The organism is Myxococcus dinghuensis (assembly GCF_024198235.1).
Taxonomy (GTDB): domain Bacteria; phylum Myxococcota; class Myxococcia; order Myxococcales; family Myxococcaceae; genus Myxococcus; species Myxococcus dinghuensis.
Genome location: NZ_JAKCFB010000012.1, coordinates 57658 through 81119, shown reverse-complemented (window position 1 = coordinate 81119; position 23462 = coordinate 57658). Strand labels below are relative to the sequence as shown.

The 23462-nt window shown below is 70.8% G+C and carries 21 protein-coding genes; 9 read left to right on the top strand and 12 right to left on the bottom strand.

Annotation, left to right across the window (positions count from 1 at the left end; translation table 11 throughout):
• Nucleotide 1 precedes the first annotated feature (1 nt).
• From LZ198_RS18060 to LZ198_RS18045, 4 genes are all read right to left on the bottom strand, one after another.
• Nucleotides 2–820 carry a CheR family methyltransferase gene (locus LZ198_RS18060; protein WP_253973237.1) on the bottom strand — a complete coding sequence of 273 codons (819 nt, stop codon included), beginning with the start codon at nt 818–820 and terminating at the stop codon, nt 2–4.
• A 15-nt stretch (nt 821–835) separates the two neighbouring features.
• On the bottom strand, nt 836–4333 hold the full coding sequence (locus tag LZ198_RS18055) for a response regulator (protein WP_253973236.1): 3498 nt from the start codon (nt 4331–4333) through the stop codon (nt 836–838).
• A gap of 295 nt (nt 4334–4628) precedes the next feature.
• Complete coding sequence (locus tag LZ198_RS18050) at nt 4629–5636, bottom strand: zinc-dependent alcohol dehydrogenase family protein (protein WP_253973235.1); 1008 nt, start codon at nt 5634–5636, stop codon at nt 4629–4631.
• A 60-nt stretch (nt 5637–5696) separates the two neighbouring features.
• On the bottom strand, nt 5697–8213 hold the full coding sequence (locus LZ198_RS18045; protein WP_253973234.1) for a WD40 repeat domain-containing protein: 2517 nt from the start codon (nt 8211–8213) through the stop codon (nt 5697–5699).
• Nucleotides 8214–8367: 154 nt separating this feature from the next.
• Between LZ198_RS18045 and LZ198_RS18040 the strand changes: the two genes are divergently transcribed.
• Nucleotides 8368–8943 (top strand): hypothetical protein, encoded by a 576-nt coding sequence (locus LZ198_RS18040; RefSeq protein ID WP_253973233.1) that lies wholly within the window; start codon nt 8368–8370, stop codon nt 8941–8943.
• Between the two features lie 15 nt (nt 8944–8958).
• Here the strand turns inward: LZ198_RS18040 and LZ198_RS18035 are convergent, their stop codons facing one another.
• Entirely contained in the window at nt 8959–9597 is a 639-nt protein-coding gene (locus LZ198_RS18035; protein WP_253973232.1) for a glutathione S-transferase family protein, read from the bottom strand.
• A 102-nt stretch (nt 9598–9699) separates the two neighbouring features.
• On the opposite strand from LZ198_RS18035, the gene LZ198_RS18030 reads away from it, so the two are divergent.
• Entirely contained in the window at nt 9700–10629 is a 930-nt protein-coding gene (locus LZ198_RS18030) for a LysR family transcriptional regulator (protein WP_253973231.1), read from the top strand.
• Between the two features lie 82 nt (nt 10630–10711).
• On the opposite strand, the gene LZ198_RS18025 is transcribed toward LZ198_RS18030, so the two are convergent.
• Nucleotides 10712–10981 carry a hypothetical protein gene (locus LZ198_RS18025; RefSeq protein ID WP_253973230.1) on the bottom strand — a complete coding sequence of 90 codons (270 nt, stop codon included), beginning with the start codon at nt 10979–10981 and terminating at the stop codon, nt 10712–10714.
• A gap of 269 nt (nt 10982–11250) precedes the next feature.
• On the opposite strand from LZ198_RS18025, the gene LZ198_RS18020 reads away from it, so the two are divergent.
• The 4 genes from LZ198_RS18020 to LZ198_RS18005 are packed head-to-tail and all read left to right on the top strand — an operon-like array spanning nt 11251 to nt 16370.
• Nucleotides 11251–12384, top strand: coding sequence for a caspase family protein (locus tag LZ198_RS18020; RefSeq protein WP_253973229.1), 1134 nt, complete (start codon nt 11251–11253; stop codon nt 12382–12384).
• Nucleotides 12375–13817 (top strand): hypothetical protein, encoded by a 1443-nt coding sequence (locus tag LZ198_RS18015; RefSeq protein WP_253973228.1) that lies wholly within the window; start codon nt 12375–12377, stop codon nt 13815–13817. The genes LZ198_RS18020 and LZ198_RS18015 overlap by 10 nt, the downstream gene beginning before the upstream one ends.
• Nucleotides 13818–13819: 2 nt before the next feature.
• Nucleotides 13820–14875 (top strand): ComEC/Rec2 family competence protein, encoded by a 1056-nt coding sequence (locus LZ198_RS18010; protein ID WP_253973227.1) that lies wholly within the window; start codon nt 13820–13822, stop codon nt 14873–14875.
• Nucleotides 14876–14924: 49 nt separating this feature from the next.
• The gene (locus tag LZ198_RS18005) at nt 14925–16370 is read left to right on the top strand and encodes a patatin-like phospholipase family protein (RefSeq protein ID WP_253973226.1); all 1446 of its coding nucleotides are present in this window, start codon (nt 14925–14927) and stop codon (nt 16368–16370) included.
• Between the two features lie 5 nt (nt 16371–16375).
• On the opposite strand, the gene LZ198_RS18000 is transcribed toward LZ198_RS18005, so the two are convergent.
• From LZ198_RS18000 to LZ198_RS17990, 3 genes are all read right to left on the bottom strand, one after another.
• Complete coding sequence (locus tag LZ198_RS18000; protein ID WP_253973225.1) at nt 16376–16957, bottom strand: RNA polymerase sigma factor; 582 nt, start codon at nt 16955–16957, stop codon at nt 16376–16378.
• Nucleotides 16958–17042: 85 nt separating this feature from the next.
• Nucleotides 17043–17384: a rhodanese-like domain-containing protein gene (locus tag LZ198_RS17995; RefSeq protein WP_253973224.1), complete on the bottom strand. Its 342-nt coding sequence runs from the start codon at nt 17382–17384 to the stop codon at nt 17043–17045.
• A 157-nt stretch (nt 17385–17541) separates the two neighbouring features.
• The gene (locus tag LZ198_RS17990) at nt 17542–17778 is read right to left on the bottom strand and encodes a hypothetical protein (RefSeq protein WP_253973223.1); all 237 of its coding nucleotides are present in this window, start codon (nt 17776–17778) and stop codon (nt 17542–17544) included.
• A gap of 534 nt (nt 17779–18312) precedes the next feature.
• Here LZ198_RS17990 and LZ198_RS17985 point away from each other — a divergent pair.
• Nucleotides 18313–18828: a DUF2147 domain-containing protein gene (locus tag LZ198_RS17985; RefSeq protein WP_253973222.1), complete on the top strand. Its 516-nt coding sequence runs from the start codon at nt 18313–18315 to the stop codon at nt 18826–18828.
• 84 nt (nt 18829–18912) lie between these two features.
• Here LZ198_RS17985 and LZ198_RS17980 read toward each other — a convergent pair whose 3' ends face one another.
• The 3 genes from LZ198_RS17980 to LZ198_RS17970 are packed head-to-tail and all read right to left on the bottom strand — an operon-like array spanning nt 18913 to nt 21374.
• Nucleotides 18913–20055, bottom strand: coding sequence for a cytochrome c biogenesis protein CcdA (locus tag LZ198_RS17980; RefSeq protein WP_253973221.1), 1143 nt, complete (start codon nt 20053–20055; stop codon nt 18913–18915).
• 49 nt (nt 20056–20104) lie between these two features.
• Nucleotides 20105–20866 (bottom strand): anti-sigma factor family protein, encoded by a 762-nt coding sequence (locus LZ198_RS17975; RefSeq protein ID WP_253973220.1) that lies wholly within the window; start codon nt 20864–20866, stop codon nt 20105–20107.
• Nucleotides 20853–21374, bottom strand: a complete 522-nt coding sequence (locus tag LZ198_RS17970) for an RNA polymerase sigma factor (protein WP_253973219.1) — start codon at nt 21372–21374, stop codon at nt 20853–20855. The genes LZ198_RS17975 and LZ198_RS17970 overlap by 14 nt, the downstream gene beginning before the upstream one ends.
• A gap of 741 nt (nt 21375–22115) precedes the next feature.
• On the opposite strand from LZ198_RS17970, the gene LZ198_RS17965 reads away from it, so the two are divergent.
• Nucleotides 22116–22727: a DUF4255 domain-containing protein gene (locus LZ198_RS17965; protein ID WP_253973218.1), complete on the top strand. Its 612-nt coding sequence runs from the start codon at nt 22116–22118 to the stop codon at nt 22725–22727.
• A complete protein-coding gene (locus LZ198_RS17960) occupies nt 22724–23461 on the top strand; it encodes a hypothetical protein (protein WP_253973217.1) in 738 nt (245 codons plus the stop codon). The genes LZ198_RS17965 and LZ198_RS17960 overlap by 4 nt, the downstream gene beginning before the upstream one ends.
• Nucleotide 23462 lies beyond the last annotated feature (1 nt).

Genomic DNA, 23462 nt, shown 5'->3' with positions numbered 1-23462 from the left:
TCTACTCCTTCTGGAAGATGCGATCTTCCCGGTCGACGACCGAGAAGGCCGGCTCATGCTGGGAGAAGCGCAGGGACTCCCGGGCCCCCAGGCCCAGGAAGCCCTTGCGACAGAGGGACTCCTTGAACAACCCCACCGCCCGCTCCTGCAAGTCCCGGTCGAAGTAGATGAGGACGTTGCGACAGGAGAGGAGCTGCACCTCCGCGAAGACGCTGTCGGTGGCCAGGCTGTGGTCGGAGAACACGATGTGTTTCTTCAAGGAGCGGTCGAACACGGCGTTGCCGTAGGCCGCCGTGTAATGGTCCGACAAGGAGCCCCGCCCTCCCGACTCCATGTGGTTGCGCGTGAAGGTGGCGACGCGGTCCACGGCGTAGACGCCCGCCTCCGCGCGCTGGAGCGCGACCGGGTTGATGTCCGTCGCATAGATGAGGGTGCGCTCCAACAGCCCCTCCTCGCGCAGCAGGATGGCCAGGGAGTAGACCTCCTCGCCGGTGCTGCAGCCCGCCACCCAGACCTTGAGCGACGGGTACGTCTTCAGGAACGGGACGACGCGCTCGCGCAGGGAGCGGAAGAAGGACGGGTCCCGGAACATCTCGCTCACCTGCACGGTGAGGTAGTCCAGCATCGTGGGGAACAGGGCCGGCTCGTGGATGATGCGGTCCTGGAGCTGCGACAGCGTGCGACAGCCCACGCTCTCCGCGGCCTGCAGCAGCCGCCGCTGGAGCGACTGCGGCGCGTAGCCGCGGAAGTCATAGTGGTACTTCAGGTAGATGGCGTCGAGCAGCAGCTTGAGCTCGATGTCCAGGTCCTTGGAATCCATGTCGGTGGAGCGTCCCTACGCCTTCGGCATCCACACGCGGATGAGCGAGAGGAGCTTCTCCACGTCGAGCGGCTTCGCGATGTAGTCGTTGGCGCCGGCGGCCAGACACCGCTCCTGGTCGTCGCGCATGGCCTTGGCCGTGAGGGCGATGATGGGCAGCTTCTGCCACTCCGCCCGCTTGCGGATCTCCCGCATCGCCGTGAGGCCGTCCATCTCCGGCATCATGATGTCCATCAGCACCAGGTCCACGCCCTGGGCCGTCTGGGACAAGGCCCCCGAGAGCCGGTCCAGCGCCTCGCGGCCGTTGCGGGCGATCTCCACCTTGACGCCCCGGGGCTCCAGCACGCTGGAGAGGGCGAAGATGTTCCGCACGTCGTCCTCCACCACCAGGATGCGCCGCCCGTCCAGCGCGGCCTCGCGATCTCTCGCCACCTGGAGCATGCGCTGGCGCTCCGGAGGCAGCTTGGACTCCACCTGGTGCAGGAAGAGCGTGACCTCGTCCAGGAGCCGCTCCGGCGAGCGCGCGCCCTTGATGATGATGGACTTGGAGTAGCGCCGCAGCTTCTGCTCCTCGTCGCGCGTGAGCGAGCGGCCCGTGTAGACGATGACCGGCGGGAACGACACGTCCTCCAGCTCCGCCATCTGCTCCAGCAGCTCGTACCCGCTGAGGTCCGGCAGGTTGAGGTCCATGACGATGCAGCCGTAGGTCACTCCGCGCAGCTTCTCCAGCGCCTCGCCCGCGGTGGCCACGCCCTCGATGACCACGTCCTCGCTCTCCAGCAACTTCTGGAGGCTCTCTCGCTGGCGCTCGTCGTCCTCCACCACGAGCACGCGCTGCACGCCCGGGGTCAGCTTCGTCTCCAGCTTGCGGACGGCCTCCATCAGTTGCTCGCGCCGCACGGGCTTGAGCGCGTAGCCCACCGCGCCGCGCTCCAGCGCCTCGCGCGACGCGTCCGACACGGAGATGACGTGGACGGGGATGTGCCGCGTGCGGGGGTCGCGCTTGAGCTGGTCCAACACCATGAGCCCGGACTGGTCCGGCAGGTTCATGTCCAGCAGCACGGCGCTCGGCTGGCAGGCGATGGCGGCCTCGTAGCCCGTGCCGCCCCGGTCCGTCACCACGCACAGGAAGCCCAGCTCCCGGGCCAGGTCGCGGAGGATCTCCGCGAAGCGGGGGTCGTCCTCCACCACGAGGATGAGCCGCGCGCCCGCGGTGAGCCGGTCGCGGTCGTCCTCCACCGGCGCGCTCGAGCCCGTCAACGGACCCCGCTCCGCGGGCCCGGTGCCGACGGGAGGCAGCGTCGCCACGCCCGCCGCGGCGCGCGCGGTGGCGGGGGGAGACAGCCACTCGGAGGCGACCGCCGTCGGAGACGTCCCGGACACGGGCTGGGCGACCGGCAGCGTGAGGGTGAAGGTGCTCCCCGCCCCGGGCTCGCTCTCCAGGCAGACGTCCCCGCCCAGGAGCCGCGCCAGGTCGCGGGAGATGGACAGGCCCAACCCGGAGCCGCCGTACTTGCGATGGGTGCTGCCGTCGGCCTGTCGGAACGCCTCGAAGATGACGGCGTGCAGATGCGCGGGGATGCCGATGCCGGAGTCCCGGACGGCGAAGGCCACGCGCCCCGGCCCCGCCGGGGAGACGCGCAGGGAGACCTCGCCCTTCTCCGTGAACTTCAGCGCGTTGGACAGCAGGTTGCGCAGCACCTGCCCCACCCGCTGCGGGTCCGTCTCCAGCGTCTCCGGGACCCCCGCCTCCACGCGCGCCGTGAAGGCGAGCTGCTTCTCGTTGGCCAGGACGGAGAACGTCCGCGCCAGGCCCTCCACGAAGCGCGAGAGGACGACCGTCTCCGGCTGCACCTCCACCTTGCCCGCCTCGATGCGCGACAGGTCCAGGATGTCGTTGATGAGGCCCAGCAGGTCGTTGCCCGCGGAGGCGATGGTCTGCGCGAACTTCACCTGCTCCTGCGTGAGGTTGCCGCCCTTGTTGTCCGCCAGCAGCTTGGCGAGGATGAGCGAGCTGTTGAGCGGCGTGCGCAGCTCGTGGCTCATGTTGGCCAGGAACTCGGACTTGTAGCGGCTGGTGCGCTCCAGCTCCGTCGCCTTCTCCGTCAGCGAGGCCTGCGCCCCGGTGAGCGCGTCGCGCTGACGCTCCAGGAGGCGCGCCTGGGTCTCCAACTGGGCGTTGGTCTGCTCCAGCTCCGCCTGCTGCTCCTCCAGCCGGCTCTGCGAATCGCGCAGCACGCGGCTCTGCTCCTCGATCTCCTCGTTGGAGGCGCGCAGCTCCTCCTGCTGCGCCTGGAGCTCCTCCGCCTGACGCCGCGTCTCCTCCAGCAGCGCCTCCAGCCGCGTGCGGTCATTCGCCGCGCGCACCGACGTGGCGATGGACTCCGACACCCGCTGGAGCAGCTCCAGGTCGGAGGGATGGACGGCGTGGAGGAAGCCCAGCTCCAGGACCGCCAGCGTCTTGCCATCCACCACCGCCGGCACCACCAGCAGGTGCCTGGGCGTGCCCTGGCCCAGGCCGGAGGAGATGGGCAGGTAGCCCTCGGGCACGTCGCGGACGTGGAACACACGGCGCGCCTGGAGGGCCTGCCCCACCAGCCCCTCGCCCGGGCGCACGGTGTCCGTCGTCGTGAACGACGCGGGCAACCCGTATCCCCCGAAGCGCTGGAAGTGCGTCGAGCCCTCCGCCAGGTAGATGGCGCCCACCTGCGCGTCCAGGTACTGCGCCAGTTGCTGGAGGACGTTCTGCCCCAGCTCCGTCAGGCGCTGGTCGCCCTGCATCCGCTCCGCGAGCTGGGTGTGCCCCTGCTGCACCCACGCGCGGATGGCGCCAGCCCGGAAGTCGCGGGACGTCATGTACGCGGACATGCCCACCAGCACGAGCAGCAGCGCGGCCCCGAGCCAGGAGACCGCCAGGGCCATGGTGGCCGAGCGCTGGAACTCCTCGCTGCGCGTCTCCAGCAGCCGGCGCTCCTCGTTCTCCATCTGCTCGATGAGGGTGCGCACGCGGTCCATCAGCGCGATGCCCTCGTCGGAGCGCACCCGCGCCAGCGCCACGTCCGTCTTCCCGTCCTTCTTCAGGGAGATGGTCGCGTCCAGCTCGACCAGCTTGGCCTGGACGAGCGGTGTCAGCATGTCGATGCGCTGCGTCTGGAGTGCGTTGTCCCCCACCAGTCCGCGCAGGCGGGTCATCTGCTCGGGGATGCTCCGACTCGCCTCGCTGTAGGGCGACAGGTACGTCGCCTCCCCCGTCAGCAGGAAGCCGCGCTGGCCTGTCTCCGCGTCCTTCAGCGCGGACAGCAGCGTCTTCAGCCGCTCGACCACCTCCATGGTGTGACGCACCAGCTCCGCCGCCGAGGAGTGCGTCTGGAGGGAGCGATACGACAACATCGCGATGGCGAGGATGGCCACCGCCGCCAGCACCAGCCCCGCGAACGTGCCGGTGGGCAGCAGCGGCCCGAACCGCGCCGCGCGCTGGGTGCCCCGGGCCGGGTCCATGGACGGGGCGCTCATCCACCCCTCCCTGCGGCGACGAACGGACGGAATCCCTGGGGACGGAGCTGGCGGACATGACGTCCGCACACACGGCACTGGAGAACACCTGTCATGGAGAGCGCGACCGGAGCGGGGATGAGCGGCGCAACCGCGCCCGAGTAGCACACCCCCTGGCCCTGTCCCGGCGCCAGGTCGCGCACACTGTCGGCTTCCTTACGCTTCGCGCCCAGCCCTGCACACCTCGGGACGGGGAGCACACTCCCCGTCCCGGTGAGCCGGGACCTCCCGCCTCACACCATGAGGGCCCGGGGCCTCAGACGGAGATGACCACCTTGCCGAAGTGGGCGCCGGACTCGAGGTAGCGCAAGGCCTCGGGCGCCTCGGCGAAGGGGAACACCCGGTCGATGACGGGCTCGATGCGATGCTGGGTGATGAGGCGGTTCATGTCCTCGAACATGGCGCGACTGCCGACGTAGATGGGGTGCACCCGCACCTTCCTCGACGCGACGAGCGCCTCGTTCGGCTTCCCGGGCGCGCCGCTGAGCAGGCCGATGAGGTAGAGCTGGCCCCCCTCGCGGGTGGACCCGATGGACTGCGGCAGGGTCTTCTCCCCGCCCACCTCCACCACGTGGTCGACGCCCTGCCCGCCCGTCATCGCGAGGACCCGGGCATCCCAGTCTGGTTGTGTCCGGTAGTTGACCGTGCCGTCCGCGCCGAGCGCCCGCGCGCGCTCCAGCTTCGCGTCCTGGCTCGACGTCACGAGGACGCGCGCGCCCAGGGCCTTGCCGAACTGGAGCGCGAAGATGGACACGCCGCCCGTCCCGAGCGCCAGCACCGTCTGCCCGGCCTGGAGCCCCCCCGTGGACACCAGCGCGTTCCAGACCGTCACCGCGGCGCAGGGGAGCGTGGCGCCCGCCTCGAAGGACAGGTGCGTGGGGAGGTGCACCAGCCCCTCGGCGTCCACCACCACCTGCTCGGCGAGCACGCCGTCGACGCCTCCGCCCAGCGCGGCCGGGCCGCCCGGCGGGCGGGGACCGTCCGTCCAGGTCTGGAAGAACGTGGGGGCCACGCGGTCCCCGGGCTTCACCCGGGTGACACCCGGCCCCACCGCCAGCACCTCGCCCGCGCCATCCGACGTGGGGACGAGGGGCATGGAGCCCAGGCCCGGGTAGCGGCCCTGGGAGATGATGGCGTCGCGGTAGTTGAGCGACACGGCGCGGATCCGCACCACGGCCTGACCGGGACCGGGCCGGGGATCGGGGCGTTCGACCTGGACCCAACGGGCGTCGCGCCCGGGCTTCTGGAGTTCGTAGGCTCGCATGGCGCGAGTGCCTAGCGCCGCCGCGCGCGGTCCGCCACCCGATGTCGCGCCCCCCCGGGGTCAGTGTTCCACGCGCCACACCCGCAGCGCCGTGTCCCGTCCCGCCGTCGCGAGCAGGCCGCCCGTCGGGCTCCAGGAAACCCCCGACAGGGATTCGTCGTGGAAGCCGATGACCTGGCGGGAGAGGTCGGGCGTCGTCGTGTCCCAGACGAAGACCTGCCCTCCCCACCCGCCTCCGCCCAGGCGTCGCCCATCCGCGCTCCAGGAGAGCGCGGACGGCACGATGGCGGCGGACGACTCGGCCACGAGCCGCCCCGTGGCGATTTCGCGGATGGACAGCCCTGGCCGTCCGCCCACCGCCACCTGCGTCCCGTCCGGGCTCAACGCGGCGGCGAGCGACACGACGTCCACGCCGGGGTCCACCGTGTCGATGCGGCGGGTCTGGCTGTCCCAGATGCTCCAGCTCACGCCCGCGTAGACCACGACGAGGTAGCGCCCGTCGGGCGTCCATCCCAGCGCGAGGACCTCCTGCGTCCCATCCGGGAAGCGGAACAGCTCCGTGTTGCCGACCACGCTCCAGACCTTGATGACCCCGCGTTGGTTCGCCAGCAGCGAGGAGCCCCCCACGCTCGCCATCAACCGCGCATCACCGCTCAACGCCACGCGGTAGACCTCCTGCGTGGCCGCGGACGTCCCCGCGTCGTGCCGATAGGGCAGGTACGCGAGCGTGCCCTCCGCCGCGCGCCAGATCCTCACGATGCCGTCATCGCCCCCCGTCACCAGGAGCGCCCCGTCCCGGCTCCAGTCCAACGCGCGCACGCGCTTGCCCCCGTGCGCGGAGAGCGTCCGCACGGCGTCGCCCTCGGGGCTCCACAGTTGGACGACGCCCTCGTAGCCGCTCGAGGCGAGCAGCGCGCCGGTGGGGCTCCAGGCGGTGGCCTCCACGAAGGTCGTGTGCGCGAGCAGCTCGCGGCGCAGATACGTCCGGGCCTCGACATCCAGCGAGAGCACGTCGAGCTGGTTGGGGAAGTCGTCCACGACGACGAGCTCGCGCCGCGTGGGGTGGAAGCGGACGGCGTCGAAGCCCATGGAGGAGCCCGTCGGTGGCGCCTGGCTCGCGTCCACTCGCGCCTCGCCGGTGGCGGCGTCCAGCACGAACAACCTCCGCGAGGCATCCCCCACCGCGAGCCAGCGACCGTCCTGGCTCCAGTCCAGGAGCGTGGCGAAGCCCCAGCTCCCCTGGTGTCGAGACTCCACGCGCGCGTCGGCGGCGACGTGGATGGAGACCTCGCCCATGAGCCCCGCCGCGAAGCGCGAGCCATCCGGTGCCCACGTGAAGCCCGCCGCGTGCGACACCAGGGACTCCACCTTCGGACGCCCGAGCGCGTGGACCTCCACCCAGGGGTCGAAGACCGGTCCCGCCTCGAGCCCCAGGCGGGCGCCATCCGGGCTCCAGACGAGGCGCCGCACCTGGCCCACGGCCACCACCGGCTCGCCCAGGAGCGTCCCCGTGTCGGCCTCCCAGATCCGGATCTCCGTCCCCACGTCCGTCGCGGTCGCGAGCCGCGTCCCCTCCGGGCTCCACGCCAGCGCGCGCACCACGCCCTCCGGGAGGGCCCACTGGCGCAGGACGGTGCCCGTCGACGGGTCCAGGAGGACGAGCGTCCCGTCCGTCAGGCCCGCCGCCAACCTGTTGCGCGTGGGACTCCACGCGGCGGACAGGAAGCGCGCCTCCTCGATGGGAGGAATCACCCGCTTCACCCGCCCGCTCGCCACGTCCCAGATGCGGAGCACACCTCCGGAGACGCCCCCGTCCAGGACGACCAGGCTCTCGCCATCCGGGCTCCACGTCGGGACGCCGGGACGGGTCGCGCCGGTGCGCTGCCACTCCAGCACCGTGTCGACCTCCGGCGCGAAGCGCGCGGTGACGACCCGGTCGCCCTCCAGCCTCAGCTCGCAGCGACGGGACGTGCCTTCACACGCGGAGAGCCCCAGGTAGCGCCACCCCGGCGCGGGCGTGGCCTCCAGCACGACGATCGCGCCCGTGGCGAGCCGGGTCGCGCACGTGCCCGGGCAGTCGAGTCCGCCGACCAGGCTCGACAGCGTCCCCTGCCCCACCACCTCCAACGTCAGCGTGGCGGTCCCCTCGGGCCTGGAGTCCACCACGGCGAAGTCGAGCGCGGGGGACCAACCTCCCAGGCCCCCGTGGACGTCGACCGCGCGGCACCGGGCCTGGTAGTTCCCCTCGTGGGGGATGGACACCTCCACCTGCGCGGACACGCCGCTCGCCACCTGCTCCGACGACGCGAGCGTCCCTCCAGCGCCCCAATCGAAGACGTACGTCACCGCGTCGCCTTCGGGGTCACTGGCCGTGCAGGAGAACCGGATGGACGCTCCCGGTTCGAGGCGGGCGCGATCCAGCTCCAGCCGTGCGACACCGGGAGGACGCGAATCGTTGACCGGAGGCGGGGACTCCGTCCCGGGGCACCCGCTCATCAGACAGACCAGCGATGCCAGGAGGACGGGGGATGCCCGAGTGCCTCGGCGGGAGTCGACGAAGACAGGACGAGACGTCATGCTCACGCTCCAGCGCGCCCGGCCCGTGTCGCGCTGGGAAACTCACTAATCCCCGGAAACGCGTCTGTCAAAGCCTGACGCGCCCCGAGCAACGACCGGGTCAGGCGCCGGAACAGACCTCGTCCGTCAGGGCACTTCTCGAGGAGGGCGCCCCATGACGACACCGATTCTCGACGGCATTCGCTTCCTGGAACGTCAGTTCGTCGTCACGACCGTGGTGGGCTCCGGGATGTTCGACCCCGTCGAGCATGGCCTGAAGCCCGCGCCGTTCGCGACCAGCGGCCACCGTGGCTTCGTGCGCGACTTCTCCATCACTGAAGGCAGGCTGTTCCTGGAGACGCTGCTGATTGGAGACAGGGCCACGCACCTCAGGCTCCGGTACGGCAGGGCGAGGCCGCTCCTCGGCGTCCATCCCCGCCTCGTCGAATCCTTCGGGTTGCAGGTCCAGTACGACGATCTCCACTGGCCCGTCCCGTTCACGGGCGCGATGCGCATCGGCGTGGGCTACCTCCATCGTCACGTCCTCGACTTCGAGCACCCCGCCCCGCTCTGGCCCTACGCGGAGGCCCACGAGCTGCGCTTCGAGGAAGGCGCGCTCATCGAGGCCGCGGACCGCACCGAGGCCCTGGCCCGCGCCGGCAGCGAGCTCCTTCCTCACGGGTGCGCACGACAGCAGGCTCGCGAGACCCGGGCACGGCTCGCCCGGGTCTTCCCGTGGACGACGACCTGAGGCCGTCACGGTGGTTCACCTGGCGGCCTGGAGACGGGCCTGCGCGGCCAGGTAGAGCGGAAGCTCCTCGGAGATGGCCTTCGCGACGCTCGGACGCTCCCGCAGACGCGCGTAGTACGCCTTGAGCACGGGCCACTGCGACAGCTTGATGGGCGTCGCCGGGCAGGTGTTCAGCAACGTCACCAGATAGGCATCCGCGACGCTGAAGCGGTCGAGCAGGAACTCGCGCTCCGCCAGGTGCTGCTCCAGGAAAGCGAAGCGCGGCCCACACCGCTCCACGGCATGGGCCTTGACGGCGTCGGGAGCGCTCCGGTCGAACCACTCGAAGAAGATGGCCTTGTGGATCTCCGTGCCGACGAAGGCCAGCCAGCGGTGGAGCCGGGAGCGCTCGACGGGGTCCACCGGGATGAGGCCCGCCTCCGGGTGTGACTCGGCGACGTGCAGGAGGATGGCGATGTTCTCCAACAGGAGCTCTCCACCATCGGTGAGCAGCGTCGGCACCATGCCCAGCGGGTGGATGGGCGTGTAGTCGCCTCCGTCGTGCGTGCGCCGCGCCCGCGTATCCACCTCCACGAACGTCGCGGGGACTCCCGCTTCGTACAAGGAGATGCGGGTCGCCATCGAGGTGGCGAGCGGCGAGAAATAGAGCTTCATGGTGTCTCTCCGGGCAGGCCCTGCGTTCCCGGCGTGGGAACGCGTGGACTCTCCCCTCCGCGCCCTGATGCGTCCAACGCATCGTTCGCATAGGCTCGATGCATGGCGGACATTCCCCTTCCTCCCACCTCCAGTCTCGACGTGAGGGACCTGCGCGTCGTGCTCGCGCTCGCCACCGCGGGGACCACGGCCAAGGCGGCGGCGCGACTCCACCTCACCCAACCCGCGGTGAGCCGGGCCCTGCTGGGCGCGGAGGAGAAGCTGGCGACACGCCTCTTCGACCGGACACCTCGGGGGCTCGTGCCCACCGCCGCGGGCCGGCAGCTCATCGAGGGCGCCTCACGGTTGCTGGTGGAGCTGGGCGACCTGGAGCGCGGGGTCCGCGCACCGGAGCCGGCCCCCACCCGGCTGCGCCTCGTCTGCGGTTGCTACACGGCCTACCACTGGCTGCCGTCGACGCTGCTCTCGCTGCGCCAGAGCCTCCCCGGGCTGGAGGTCCGACTGGCGGTGGAGCACACGCGAGACCCCATCCCCGCGCTGGAGGCGGGCGACATCGACATGGCGCTGGTCACCACGTCGACCGTCCCGCGCGAGCGCCTCGAGACGCGGACCCTCTTCACCGACGAAATCGTCTTCGTCCTCGCCGCCGGTCATCCGCTCGCGCGGAAGAAGACCCTCACGCGGGCGGACCTCCAGGCCCATCCCCTGCTGACCTCCCCCACGCCGCCCAGGGAGGACGTCTGGTTCGTGTCACGCGTCTTCGGCCGTGAGCGGCCCACGCTGCGCGTCGAGCGGCTCCCCTTGACGGAGGCCATCCTCGACATGGCCCGCGCGGGGCTGGGCATCGGGATGCTGTCGGAGTGGATCATCGGCCCCCACCTGCGAGATGGGACACTCGTCACCAGACGACTGGGTTCGGGGCCCCTGGTGCGCACGTGGCGGCTCGCCTACCGGCGGCAGGTAGAGGCCCCCGCCCTCCGTCTGGCGGCCGTGCTGGAGGGGCTGGCTCCCAAGCGCATCGCCGGGAGCTGAGGAGGCTCGTCCTGAGACTGCAGTGCGGGATGTCCCGGCTCGAAGACGTCACGCAAGCCGCTGGGGACCAACGAGCCCGATGTCACTCCGCTCCCGGAGTGCCGAGGTAGCGGCCGATGACGCGCCTTCGCCAGACAATCGTCATGAGGGTGGCGCCCGCCGCTGCCGCGCCGAGCCACGCCAGCGCGAGGAATGGAAACTCCCCGCCCCCTTCGAGTGGAATGAAGCTGCGGTCGAGCCATCGGAACAGTGCCGGGGTCACGAACTCCATCACGAAGAGGAACACGATGACTCCGGCCCATGCGCCCACGATGGCGATTAGAATCTGGGAGAGTCGCGCCAGCGTGTGCATTCAGGCCTCCACTACCGCTCGACAGTACTCCCACCCGAGCATCTCGGGGCATCGCACGACGGCCAGCCCGCAGCCCCAGTGGGGGAGTCGCTGAACACGAAGCGGAAGGCAAGCTCCCTCGCGGCTCCAACGCCAGCCCGCATCCGTCAATTGCTGACCATCTGGGGTCAACGAGACTCACGGCGCTCGGGCACCTCCGCATTCGTGGGCCGGGGCGTGTTAGGTTTTGGTGTCGGCGTGTCTCCTCGCAACGTGGGGCAGGGAACGAGATGACCGTCTGGAACTTCAGCACGGGACCGGGGACCCATGCGCTCGTGGTCGGCGTTGGCCGCTATCCGCACCTGCTGGGAGGGGGCGGCACGCCCTTCCCGGACCACGGGGGCATGGGCCAGTTGACCTCCGCGCCCGTGTCGGCCACGGCCTTCGCGGACTGGCTCACCAGCACCTACCAGCCGCCGACGCATCCCCTGCGCTCCATCGACGTGCTCGTCTCCGGTGGCGCGCCGCTGACCTACCAACCCGCCGTGGCCGGCGCCCAGGCCCAGGTCGTGGAACGCGCCACCTTCGACAACTTCAAGGCGGCCGTCCTGCGCTGGTACGCGGCGCTGAGCACCTCTCCCGACAATCACGCCGTCTTCTACTTCTGCGGGCATGGGCTCGCCGCGGGGCTGCAGACCACGCTCCTGCTCGAGGACTTCGGGGACGTGCCCCACGCGGCGTTCGCGCACGCGCTCGACTTCGACCGGTTCTACCTGGGCATGGACCCGTGCCCGGCCCGCACGCAGTGCTACTTCGTCGACGCGTGTCGGGTGGCCTCGCGGACGCTGTTCGAGATCGACACCTTCGGGGAGTCCGTCCTCACGCCCTCGCGCAAGCACTCGACGCCCGCCCGGCGCGCGCCGGTGTTCTACTCGACCATGCTCGGGACCCAGGCGTTCGGCCGCGCCGACCAGCCCAGCCTGTACACGAGCGCCCTGCTCAAGGCCATGAAGGGCGCGGGGGCCATGCGCAAGGGGAACGCCTGGGAGATACGCCCCACCACGCTCCTGACGGCGCTGGATGACCTGCTCGCGCGCGAGGCGGAGGCCGCCGGCGCCACGCAGAACTGCAACGCCAACAACGTCGTCGACTTCCCGTTCCACCGCCTCCCCTCCCCTCCCGAGATTCCGGTGACGGTGAGCTGCGTCACCCAGGTCGACCTGACCAACGCGGTCCTCCGCGTCGTCGGAGGCGCGACGCCGCACGAGCACGCGGCCTCCTCGCCGCCGTGGAACCTGGTGCTGCCCTACGGCACGTATGAATTCATCGCGGCGCCCGAGGGGGCGCCCCCCGACACCCCCAGGCACGTCCACACCGAGCTGGTCTTTCCGCCCCACACGGAGGTGGTGCTGCCATGCCCGTAGAGCTTCGCATCCACATCGACGGAGAAGAGCACGCTCGGGGCACCGCCATCTCCACGACGGTCCGCAACCTGGCCGACGGCGAGGGACAGGAGGTGCTGGTCCTCGTGGGCGACGTCGCGCGCGTCCAACTGGAGCCAGGACAGTACTTGATCGAAGCGAGCCTCCCCTCGGGCGAGCGGCTGCGACGGCCCGCCGACCTCCGCGAGGGGGCGCCCCCCGTCGACGTCAGCCTCAAGCCCCTGCGCGCGCCGAACGCGAAGCTCTCGCGACAGCACCTGCTCATGCCCGCGGAGCGCCTGCGCCCCGCACCACCGCCGCCGTTCTCTCCGCTCCTGTCATTCACCGGCGTGGCGGGGGGAACCAAGACCCGGGTTCCCTCCCGCCCCCCCTCGAGCACACCGCCACCGAGAGAAGGGCATGGTTACGAAACCGAACGACCGTACGAGGAGCCCCCGTTCTTCGGCGCGCTCGGGATTCGAGAGGAGGCGCCGCTCCCCGTGGTCTCCGTCCTCTGGCGGAACCCCCGCGCGCCCGACCCCACGCCCACCACGGCGGCGCTGGCCGGTGAACGCGACCTCCAGGACCAGCCCTTCCCCGACCGGCTTCCCTTCCTGAGCCACGACGGCACGCTCGTGACCTATGCGCTGCCCCGCCCTCCTGGTCCGCTCCCGGCGACCGGCACCCTCGTCATCCGGTGGGACCAGCAGCTCGTCCTGATTCCCGTGGCGCGTTGGGAGGGGCTGCCCGGGTCGTCCGCAGACGCGCGCATCGAGTTCGTGGTGAACCTGTCGACCCAGACGGTGTCCGCCATGGTGGCGGACCCCATCTTCGGTCCCATTCTCGGCTACCTCACCTCCGGTCAGCTCGAGAAGGCGGCGCACACCCTGCGGACCGCCGTGCCGTTCTCGCGACTCGAGCGCGACGAGCACGACCCGTTCGCCGCCGCCATCAGCGCCCTGGTCCTGGCCCGCACGATGTTGTCGGGGAACTCCGAGCACGAGGCGAAGTGGTACGAGTGGCTCCGCTTCCTGGACAAGGACGCGCCCCACATCCTCGAGCTCATCAAGTCCCACCTGCCCAAGGTCCAGGTCGAGTGGCGGAGCTGGGTGCATCTGCTCACCACGTGGACACCCAACATCCCGGACACGGCCATCCTCGAGGGCTGGCTGCGACTCACCGACGAGAGCACCGACACCGACGAGGAGGCCGCCGAGGCGCTCGCGTGCTTCCTCCAGGCCTTCCAGCGAGGCGTGCCCTACTTCTCCGTCAGCCTGCGGATGCTGCTCGACGGGCTCCTCCACTTCGACCCGGGCGCGCTCTCCCAGGACCAGCGCGAGCCCTACCGGCACGCCCTGCGGACCGTCCGGCAGTGGGCGACGTGGGTGGACCCTCGGGAGCCCTTCACCACGCTGCGCATCCCCCGGGAGGACTGACCATGTCGCTCTACCGCGTCCACCTGCTCCCCGCGCAGCAAGGTGACTGCATCCTCATCGAGTACGGCCGCCCGGAGCGCCCGCATCGCGTGCTCATCGACGGCGGCATCGCCGGTACGTGGAAGCACCTGAAGCCCCTCATCGAGGCGCTGCCCGTCGAGCAGCGGCGGTTCGACCTCCTCGTCGTCACGCACATCGACCAGGACCACATCGAGGGGGCGCTGTCGCTGTTCAAGTCCCCACCCGAGGGGCTCTCGTTCGACGACATCTGGTTCAACGGCTACAAGCACCTGGAGGAGAGCGACCTGGAGGACTTCGGCCCGCTCCAAGGCGAGGTCCTCACGCGGCACCTGTGGACCGTGCCGGCGTGGAACCAGCACTTCGGCCGACGCGCGGTGGTCGTCCCGGACACGGGCCCCCTGCCCACGCGCGAGCTTCCGGGCGGGATGCGGCTCACGCTGCTGTCGCCCACGCGAGAGCGGCTGAAGAAGCTCCGGGGCGTCTGGGCGAAGAAGTGCGAGGAGGCGGGCCTGGTCCCGGAGGTGGAGCCACATCCCCCCGCGCCCGAGGGCCTCGAGGTGATGGGCGGCATCGACGTCGCCACGCTGCTCTCCGGCCGGTTCAAGGAGGACGACGCGGAGGCGAATGGCAGCTCCATCGCGTTCATCGCCGAGCACGGCGGCCGCTCCGTGCTCTTCGGCGCGGATGCCCACCCGAGCGTCCTGTGCGCCTCCATCGCCCGGCTCGCGGGGGGGCGCGCGAAGGTGGATGCCTTCAAGCTCCCGCACCACGGCAGCCGGAAGAACGTGAGCCGGGAGCTGCTCGCGCTGGTGGACACGCCCCGCTACCTGTTCTCCACCAGCGGCAGCCGCTACCGCCACCCGGACCGCGAGGCCGTCGCCCGCGTCGTCGCGAACACGCAACCCGCGGAGCTGTGGTTCAACTACCGCAGCGCGCACACCGAGGCCTGGGACAGCGACGCGCTGCGCGGCGAGTGGCGCTACACGACGCGGTACCCGCCCCTCGACGCGGGCGGAATCACGCTGGACCTGTCCTGACGGCGCCGCGCGGCGCCCCCACACCCCCATCCGCTCTCCAGGAGCCGATATGTCCATGGAACCGCTGGACCTCTCCGATTCTCCTCCACCTCGACGTCTGGGATTGGCGCTCTCGGGAGGCGGCAGCCGGGCCGCGGCCTTCCACCGCGGCATCCTGCGTGGCCTCATCGAGTTGCAGTTGGTGCCTCGCGTCGACGTCGTCTCCACGGTGTCCGGGGGCTCGCTCTTCGGCGGTGCGTGGATGGCGGCGCGCGCGAACGGGACGGCGGACGTGGACTTCCTCTCCGAGTTCGGCGCGCAACTGCAGAAGGGCTTCGTGCTGCGCGCGCTGGCGAGCCTGCGCGGGCTCAAGATGCTGCTGCCCTGGTACAACCGCTCCGACTTGATGGCGGACCTGTTCGACGCGCTCGTCTTCCAGCGCCGCGAGGCCGGGAAGAAGCAGCGCAGCACCCGCCTCGCCGACCTGCCGGACCACCCCGCGCTGTGCGTCAACACCACGCTCGTGAACAACGGGCAGGTGGCCAAGTTCAGCAAGGACGGCTTCTCCGCGCCGAGGGTCCGTCCCCGGGAGGACCCTCCCCGCCCCTACGACGCCCGCAACAACCTGCCCATCGCCCTGCCCGACTTCCGCCTGTCGCGCGCGGTGGCCGCGTCCGCGGCCTTCCCCGTCGGCCTGCCGCCGATGACGCTGTCGAGGAAGAAGGACCTGAAGAACGCGCTGTTCTTCGAGGAGCTGGAGAACCACGACCGGCTCACCCTGACGGATGGAGGCGTCCTGGAGAACCTGGGCGTCCAGACCCTCCTCATGAGCCACCGCTTCGGCACCTGGGACCTCATCGTCAGCGACGCGGGGACGAAGGAGGAGGCGTGGAAGAAGGGCTTCCTCAACGTCCTCAAGGACCTCGCGGTGCCCCTGGTGAGCGGCGGCGTGCTCACCCAGCTCCTGCTCATCATGAACAGCAAGCAGAACCGCTGGATGCGCTCGGCGACCGTGCAGGAGTTCGAGACGAGCTGGCTCAAGGACGAGCTGGGGCAGCGGCTGTCCGCGGGCAGCCACCCGGCTGCGGGCGAGGGCATCCAGCGCTACCTCCAACCGGAGCCCCGGCGCACCCGACGTCGCCTGTGGTTCATCCGCGTCAACCAGTGCCTGGAGGACTTCGTCACCGGCCTGCCGCTCTGGCGGCTCGTGGAGCTGCGGAGCGCCAGGCCCGAGGGAGGCACGGGTGGCTCCATCCCCCGCGGCTACGAGGAGCGCATGGTGTTCCTGCGCACGCACGGCGTCGACCTGGGCGCCGCGAGGCGCGTCTATGACGACATGGGGGGACGCACGCGCGTCCAGGAGCTCAACGAGGTCGCCACGGGGTGGACGGGGCTGTCGGCGCGCGACATCGAGGGGCTCGAGCAGCATGCCCACTGGCAGGTCCTCGCCTCGCACGCCATCTTCGGCGTGGAGGAGAAGGCCGTCTCCGGAGACGTCTCGTCGCGCACGGGGTGAGGCGACTACCCGGGCCGCGCCTCGTCCCCGAGCACCGCGTCCAGGTGCGCTCGCACGTGGCGCCGCGCGCGGTGCAGGCGGCTCTTGAGGGCCCGGACCTCGATGCCCACGACGCGGGCAGCGTCCTCCGCGGGCAGGCCCTCCACGTCGCGCAACAGCAGGGCCTGTCGCTGGGGCTCGGGCAGGGCGCGGATGGCGGCCTCGAGCACCGTGCCCACCTGTCGCGCATGGGAGCGCAGGTCCGGCGCCTCCTCGTCGGAGGCCACGACCGCCGCCTCCGGCGAGTCCAGGGAGTGGAAGGACTCCGGCGCCCCGCTGCGGAGGCGACGCAGGCGGAGGCAGTGCGTCCGCGCCACCTGGAACAACCAGGTGGACAGGGCCCCCTCGCCGCGGAAACCGCCGAGCCCCCGGAACGCCGCGAACAGCGTCTCCTGGAGGACGTCCCGGGCATCCTCCTCCGAGCCGCACAGCCGCAGGCCGAAGCGGTAGACCTGTCCTTCGTGCCGGGCGAGCAGCTCCTCCACGGCGCCCGCCTCGCCCGAGCGGGCGGCCTCGATGAGCTGGTCGGTGGTTCGCGCGGACGTCATGGGCACTCCTCGGCGGGCTCCGGTCCTCCCGAGAGATATCGCCGACCGTGCCCGTGTGCCGCACCGCCGAGCAGTCCCCCGGCGATTACTCCCAGTTCGACATGGCCCCCAGGCTCAGGACGTTGCGGAAGCCCTGCTCCTTCAGCAGGCGCTCGGCCCGTCCGCTGCGCGCGCCGCTGCGGCAGTAGACGACGATGGACGTGTCCGGCCCGCCGAGCTCGCCCAGACGCGCCGACAGGTCGTCCACGGGGATGTTCACCGCGCCGGGCAGGTGCCCTTCGGCGAACTCCTCGGGGGAGCGGACATCGACCAGCGTGGCGCCCTCCTGGACGCGCCGATGCGCTTCCTGACGGACGGGCGGATGGCTGGCACAGGCACTGACGAACAGGCCGACACAGACGGCCGAGACGAGCGACCGGAGCTTCATGGCGGGGCACCTCCTGCGCCCGGGGCCAGACGCCCCGGGCCGACACTCTGCCAGGTGAGAGCCACGGGTGCGCACGGAGGATTCAACCCGGGGGGACGCCCAGGAGCCCCCCAGAAGGCCCGCGGCGCGGGCCTCCGTGACGGTCGAGGTCAGGACCTCAGACGCAGGACCAGCTGTCCTCCGTCCACTCCCCGCACTGGCTCTTGCGGCAGAGCGTGTAGTTGCAGCTCTCGCCGAGGTAGCCGCAACACGCGATGGGGTCCGCCGCCGTGCCCGAACAGGTGACCTGGCGGGCACCGCGATACGTGGTGGGCGCCGCGTTGTCGTCGCAAGAGCCGCCGTTGTCGTCCGAGTCACTCCCACACGCAGCCAACATCGGGACCGCCACAAGCATGAACAAGATTCGTCGCATGCTCGAAGGGAGACCATGTCTCGCGCACCCCAGGCCAGGGCTCAGGAGTGAAACATCCGGGTCACAGCTTCACGCTGCGCCACGAATTATCCCGACGTGAGAGGGCAAGAACAAGAAGCCACCGCAAGCCCTGACAAGCACGTCGCCCTCACGCGGCGTAGCTCACAGACGGACCTGGAGCAGCACCGTGGCGCCGTAGGCGTCCTGGGGGGAGAGAGGAATAGACCACGTGCCCCTGCGAGTCGGCCTTGCCTTCGGTCTCGTGGGGGTCGCGGAGACCATTCGCTGTCATGAGCGCGGCCGCGGCTACCACACTCCCGCCCCGGGACGCGCTCCCGGTCCGCCCCACCCGGCCCGGCGGTCACTCCATGCCGCAGGGCGCCACGTTCGAACGGCGCACACTTCGTCACGAAGCAGTGCCTCGCGCGACACCGCTGGAGTACAAACGACGTAATGTGGGTGCTCGAGCGCAAGCCCCCGCCGACGTCGGCCCCTCGCGCAGAAGGACATCGAGACATGATCGCAACCCGGTGGTTCGGACTGGCTTCCCTGACGCTGCTGCTGACCACGAACGCCCTGGCCGAGGACCAGGCCCCTGCCGCCGAGACCAAGGCCCCCGCCGCGGCGCCGGCCCCGGCCGCTGCCCCCGAGACCGGGCCGACGGGCCGGTGGACGACCATCGACGACGAGACGAAGAAGCCCAAGTCCGTCATCGCCATCTACGAGGAGAACGGCAAGCTGTTCGGGAAGATCGAAAAGCTCTTCCGCGATCCGAAGGAAGAGCAGAACCCGGTCTGCGACAAGTGCGAGGGCTCGCTGAAGAACCAGCCCATCATCGGGATGACCATCCTCCAGAACCTGAAGAAGGATGACGACGAGTGGACGGGCGGCACCATCCTCGACCCGGCGAACGGCAAGACCTACAAGTGCAAGGTCGCCGTCGAGGACGGCGGAAAGAAGCTCAAGGTCCGCGGCTACATCGGCATGTCGCTGCTGGGCCGCACCCAGCACTGGGTCCGCGCCACCGAGTAGCGCGTCGCGCCCCATGCGCGGCCCCCGAGGGCTCCCTGGCACTCCCCGGGGGGCCCTCTTCCATTCAGGCCCGCGTCCCCGTCATCACGACCCGGCGCAACGCCCCCCCGCGATGGACTCCAATCCCTGTCGCAAGGAGTCGAGGGGCTGTTCACCCACGCGGCGGGACACCTCCTGTCCCAGCGCGTCCAGGAAGAGGAAGGTGGGGACACCGCGAATGCCATGGTCCGTCGCGGCCCGCCGCCCCTCGGAGGTGCCGACGTCGAGCCGGAGGACCTCGACGCCCTCGTGCGAGCAGTGGCGCTCCAGGAGCGCCACGACGGGCTCCATCCGCCGACACACGGGGCAGCTCCCACTCACGAACTCCACCATCGTCGGATGTTCGATGCGCGCGAGCACCGAGGGCCCCCCGGAGGAAGGAACGAACCCGTCCTCGGGCACTGCACACGCCCCCGAGCCCCCGGCTTCGGCGGTGCAGGCGGCCCCCACCTCGGCCGGAGCGTGGCCCTCCGCCACCACGGCCGGCGCCTCCACGGACGGCACCAGCGCCTGGAGCGAATCCGTGAAGAGCAGCACCCCCAGCCCCGCGAGCAACACGCCCGTGGCGACCTCGACCTTGCGGAGGTGGCGCTTCGCCCGCTCCAGCCAACGCAGCGCCACCGGCGCGGCGAGCGCCACGAGCAGCATGGGCAGCGACAACCCCGCCGCGTAGGTGCCCAGATAGAGCGCGCCCATGGCGGGCTCCGCGGTGGACGACGCCGTATAGGTGAGCACGGCGCCGAGCACCGGCCCGATGCACGGCGTCCAACCGAGGGCGAACGCCGCCCCGAAGAAGAAGGCCCCGAGCAGACTGCCTCCGCGCCGCACCCGCCCCAGCAGGGGCCTCGACTCCCCATCCAGCCACGGGAGCCGGATGAACCCCAGTTGATTGAGGCCCAGCAGGACGAGCGCGACGCCGCCCACCTGGAGCAGCCCAACGCGGTGCTCCGCGAGCACGCCGCCCACGGCCGTCGCCGCCATCCCCAGCGCGACGAACACGGTGCCCAACCCCAGCGAGAAGGCCAGCGCCACGCCCCAGGGACGCCGGGCCTCCCCGCCCTCGCGCCGCAGCTGCGCCAGGGACTCGCCCGCGAGGAACGACAGGTAGAGCGGAACCAGCGGAAGGACGCAGGGAGATAGGAACGTCAGGAGGCCCGCGAGGAAGATGCCGGGGAGATCGAAACCCATGCGCCCCAGGACACGAGCGGAAGTCCGCGAAGTTCCCGCGCGCGCGTCTTCACTGCGCCAGCCGGGCGAGGGCGTCGACGAGCACGGACGCCTCCATCTCGGAGACGACCAGCGCGGCCCTGCCGCCCTCGCGTGGCGCCACGCAGATGCGCTCCCCCACGGGGCCACTCATGCAGCGCGTCCCACCGCCGGCGAAGCTCACCGCCTCTCGCGCCGCGGGTGAGCCCGGCGGCGGCAGGAAGAGCGTCATCGCCTTGCCCTGCTCGTGCCGATACAGCAGCGACGCGGAGAGCTGCCCGTGCAGCGTGCAGCGCCGGGCACCGAGCAGCGTCGCGTCGGGCACCTGCGGCACCTGCACCGCGTACCCCACCTCCCGCTCCACCCACGCCCTCACCGCCGAGGGGTCCGACGACTCGAACTCGCAGGGCATGGTGCGCGAGAAGGCCTTGAGGTGATGCCGCTCGAGGTCCATCGCCAACGCGTCGTTCATCGCGCCACGCCGCGAGCTCCAGGCGATGCCCGCGGCGGCCAGCGCCAACGCAACCCCCGCCGCCACGGGCCAGCGGCGCGGAGCGGGACGTGGGCGCGCGGTCAGGTGGCGCACCGGCGCCATCGGGCGGGAAGGCGCGCGGGCCCCGGCGGCGGCGTGGAGTTGGAGCGCCTCGCGCAGCGCGACGTAGCGGGACGCCTCGCGGGTACAACCCACGCAGCGGGACAGGTGGCGTTCGACCTCTCGCTGTTCGTGCGCCTGGCATTCCCCGTCGAACCACGCGGAGAGCCGCTCCTGCCACTCCGGGCTACAGGCTTCCATGTGCCTTCTCCTTCTCGAGGAAGTCGAGCATCGCGCCCCGTGCTCGCGCCAGGCGCGAGCGCACCGTCCCCACCGGACAGCGCTGCAGCCGGGCGATCTCCTCGTAGCTCAGCTCCTCGACCTCACGCAGCCACAGCGCGTCCCGCCACTCCGGCGCCAGCGACTCCAACGCCGCCTTCATCCCCGCGCTCAGGGTCCGGGCATGCAGCTCCGCCTCCAGGTCCGCGGAGGGCTCCGGAGGGGTGTGCTTCCCCAATCCACCCTCCAGCACCTCCAACCGGGGGCGCAGCCCGCGGCGGGAGTTGAGGAAGACGGTGCGCTGTACCGCGAGCAGCCAGCCCTCGAGCCGCTCCGGGTCTCGAACCTCGCCGTGGCGCTCCAGCGCGCGCGCCACGGTCTCCTGCACCAGGTCGTCCGCCTCCGACGCGCTGCCCGTCAGTTGGCGCCCCACCCGCCGCAAGGCAGGCAGGTGCTTCAAGGCGCGATGGATGAAGGACCGACTGCTCACGCGGACCCAGGACACGGTGGCCCCCGCGAAAAGTTCCCGGGAACCGACGTCCCCTCCGGGAGGAGGCGCCGCCCCCCCCAGCGTGAGTGCCACACCCGCACACCGAGTCATCCCAGGGACCGGCGGACAGCGGGCTCCCTCCCTCGCCTGCTTCGAGGCACACCGCCCAACGACTTCCTGGTGGAGGGGCACCGCCGCCGTGGTGCAGTTCGTCGGACGCAAACCGGTCTCACTCTGAGAGAAATCCAGTCAGGGTGCGTCGTTTCCAATCGCAGGCACCTGACACATCCGCTCCGATCTCAACACAGCGTGACACGGCGGCACGGCAGGAATTGAGGGCTGCCGCGTGCCACCTCAAGCAAGACACACAAATCAAGACAAGCCAGACCTCCGCGCCCAAGCCGGTCCGGGCCCCCCGGCGGCATGCCGCGCCCGGCCATGGACGGCCTTTCCCAGAGGAGGAAAGCCGGGCCTGGAGCGATTCCCGCATCCGTTTCAGGTCTCGACAGGCAGGCGTGGACGGGGGATGAGCTCCAACGCGTGACGCTGGATCTCCGTCTCGGACGCCCTTCGCGACGGAATGCGATGCACCGTGCCAGAACCCTTTCATGGCGTCTCACCCAGACACCCCACTCCCTGAGTAGGAACGCGATTCTGTTTGAAATACGGAAATAGATTCACGTAGAGTCCGTTAGAGATTTGGGGCCGAAGACGAGCACCCGTTGTGCCCAAGGGGGGGGCGTGGCGAACCTATTCGCAATCCATTCCATTGGTGAGTCGCTCGTCTCCTACCTCCGGCACGCCTATGAGGCCTTGCCCGCGGAGCAGCGAGCGAAACTCCCGAACGTCCAGGCCTTCGAGCTCTTCTCCAGCAAGGAGATGGGCGGTGGCCCCAATGCCACCGAGCCCACCCGGCCCGCGCTGACGCTGTATCTGTATCGCGTGACAATGAATGAGCACCTGCGGAACCAGCCCGTCACCGGGGCGTCCGCGTCGGCGCGTCCACCGCTCGCGTTGGATCTCCACTATCTGCTGACCGTCTGGGCGGAGGACGCCAAGGACGAGCACCGCCTGCTGGGCTGGGCCATGAACCTGCTCCACACACACCAGACGCTCAGCGCGTCGGACCTCAATGAGGACGGTGGGTGGAGGCCGGGGGAGATGGTGCAGCTCATCCCCGCGGAGCTGAGCAACGAGGACCTGATGCGCATCTGGGACACGTTCCAACGCCCCTACACGCTCAGCGTCTCCTACATCGCCCGCGTCATCCGAATCGACGCCACGGACGATTCCGTGGCGAAGGCTGTCGTCGCTCGACGTCTTTCCTTTGGGGACCGGGGGGAGACGCCGTGACATGGGAGTCCATCGACAATCGAATCCTCGCGGCGCTGCGCTTCCTGGATGGGGAGACCTTCGAGCCCCTCGTCGATCCGCTCACCGTCTCCGGGGACGCCGCCCGCGTGGTGCGCAATCCGCGCTCGCTGTACGTCCTCACCCAGGCCCCGGGCTTCGAATCCTATACAGGGCGCTTCGACACGCCGCCTCCGCCCGCCGCCACGCCGTTCACGCTCACGGTGGCCGACCCGAGCGGAAGACACCTCCCCCGCCGCGTCTCGCTCGAGCTGCCGCGCGACGCCTCGCGCACGCCCGTGGACCCCAGTCGCTCCGTCTTCACGCCGGTGGACGTCCGCATGTACCTGTCCCCCACCGCCCGGCCCGCGCCGGGCAGCGCGGTGGTGCGCCTGTCGCTCGTGGACGACGACGAGGTGCCCCTGGCCCGCTGGGTGGTGCGCATCAAGGTCGCCGTCCCGGACCGGCCCGCCACGGTGGGGCTCGGGCTGTCGGACGCGCGCGGCGAAGTGCTGCTGCTCGTCCCCCGCATCCCCATCATCCGCTGGGGACAAGAGGAGGATGACGCGCTCATCCACACCAACTTCCCGGCCACCCTGGAGGCGGCGCCCACGCCGAGCGGGGCGGGACCTCCGGATCCGGACGTCCCGGAGGCCAGCTTCACGTTGCTGCCGCTCACCCTCCAGGTTGCCTCCGGCCTGGAGATTCACCGTCGGATCCAGATCCCGACTTCATAGA

Bases quoted from the DNA above. Each gene is read 5' to 3' on its own strand.
- LZ198_RS18060 (WP_253973237.1), bottom strand. From the start codon at position 820: ATGGATTCCAAGGACCTGGACATCGAGCTCAAGCTGCTGCTCGACGCC.
- LZ198_RS18055 (WP_253973236.1), bottom strand. From the start codon at position 4,333: ATGAGCGCCCCGTCCATGGACCCGGCCCGGGGCACCCAGCGCGCGGCG.
- LZ198_RS18050 (WP_253973235.1), bottom strand. From the start codon at position 5,636: ATGCGAGCCTACGAACTCCAGAAGCCCGGGCGCGACGCCCGTTGGGTC.
- LZ198_RS18045 (WP_253973234.1), bottom strand. From the start codon at position 8,213: ATGACGTCTCGTCCTGTCTTCGTCGACTCCCGCCGAGGCACTCGGGCA.
- LZ198_RS18040 (WP_253973233.1), top strand. From the start codon at position 8,368: ATGACGACACCGATTCTCGACGGCATTCGCTTCCTGGAACGTCAGTTC.
- LZ198_RS18035 (WP_253973232.1), bottom strand. From the start codon at position 9,597: ATGAAGCTCTATTTCTCGCCGCTCGCCACCTCGATGGCGACCCGCATC.
- LZ198_RS18030 (WP_253973231.1), top strand. From the start codon at position 9,700: ATGGCGGACATTCCCCTTCCTCCCACCTCCAGTCTCGACGTGAGGGAC.
- LZ198_RS18025 (WP_253973230.1), bottom strand. From the start codon at position 10,981: ATGCACACGCTGGCGCGACTCTCCCAGATTCTAATCGCCATCGTGGGC.
- LZ198_RS18020 (WP_253973229.1), top strand. From the start codon at position 11,251: ATGACCGTCTGGAACTTCAGCACGGGACCGGGGACCCATGCGCTCGTG.
- LZ198_RS18015 (WP_253973228.1), top strand. From the start codon at position 12,375: ATGCCCGTAGAGCTTCGCATCCACATCGACGGAGAAGAGCACGCTCGG.
- LZ198_RS18010 (WP_253973227.1), top strand. From the start codon at position 13,820: ATGTCGCTCTACCGCGTCCACCTGCTCCCCGCGCAGCAAGGTGACTGC.
- LZ198_RS18005 (WP_253973226.1), top strand. From the start codon at position 14,925: ATGTCCATGGAACCGCTGGACCTCTCCGATTCTCCTCCACCTCGACGT.
- LZ198_RS18000 (WP_253973225.1), bottom strand. From the start codon at position 16,957: ATGACGTCCGCGCGAACCACCGACCAGCTCATCGAGGCCGCCCGCTCG.
- LZ198_RS17995 (WP_253973224.1), bottom strand. From the start codon at position 17,384: ATGAAGCTCCGGTCGCTCGTCTCGGCCGTCTGTGTCGGCCTGTTCGTC.
- LZ198_RS17990 (WP_253973223.1), bottom strand. From the start codon at position 17,778: ATGCTTGTGGCGGTCCCGATGTTGGCTGCGTGTGGGAGTGACTCGGAC.
- LZ198_RS17985 (WP_253973222.1), top strand. From the start codon at position 18,313: ATGATCGCAACCCGGTGGTTCGGACTGGCTTCCCTGACGCTGCTGCTG.
- LZ198_RS17980 (WP_253973221.1), bottom strand. From the start codon at position 20,055: ATGGGTTTCGATCTCCCCGGCATCTTCCTCGCGGGCCTCCTGACGTTC.
- LZ198_RS17975 (WP_253973220.1), bottom strand. From the start codon at position 20,866: ATGGAAGCCTGTAGCCCGGAGTGGCAGGAGCGGCTCTCCGCGTGGTTC.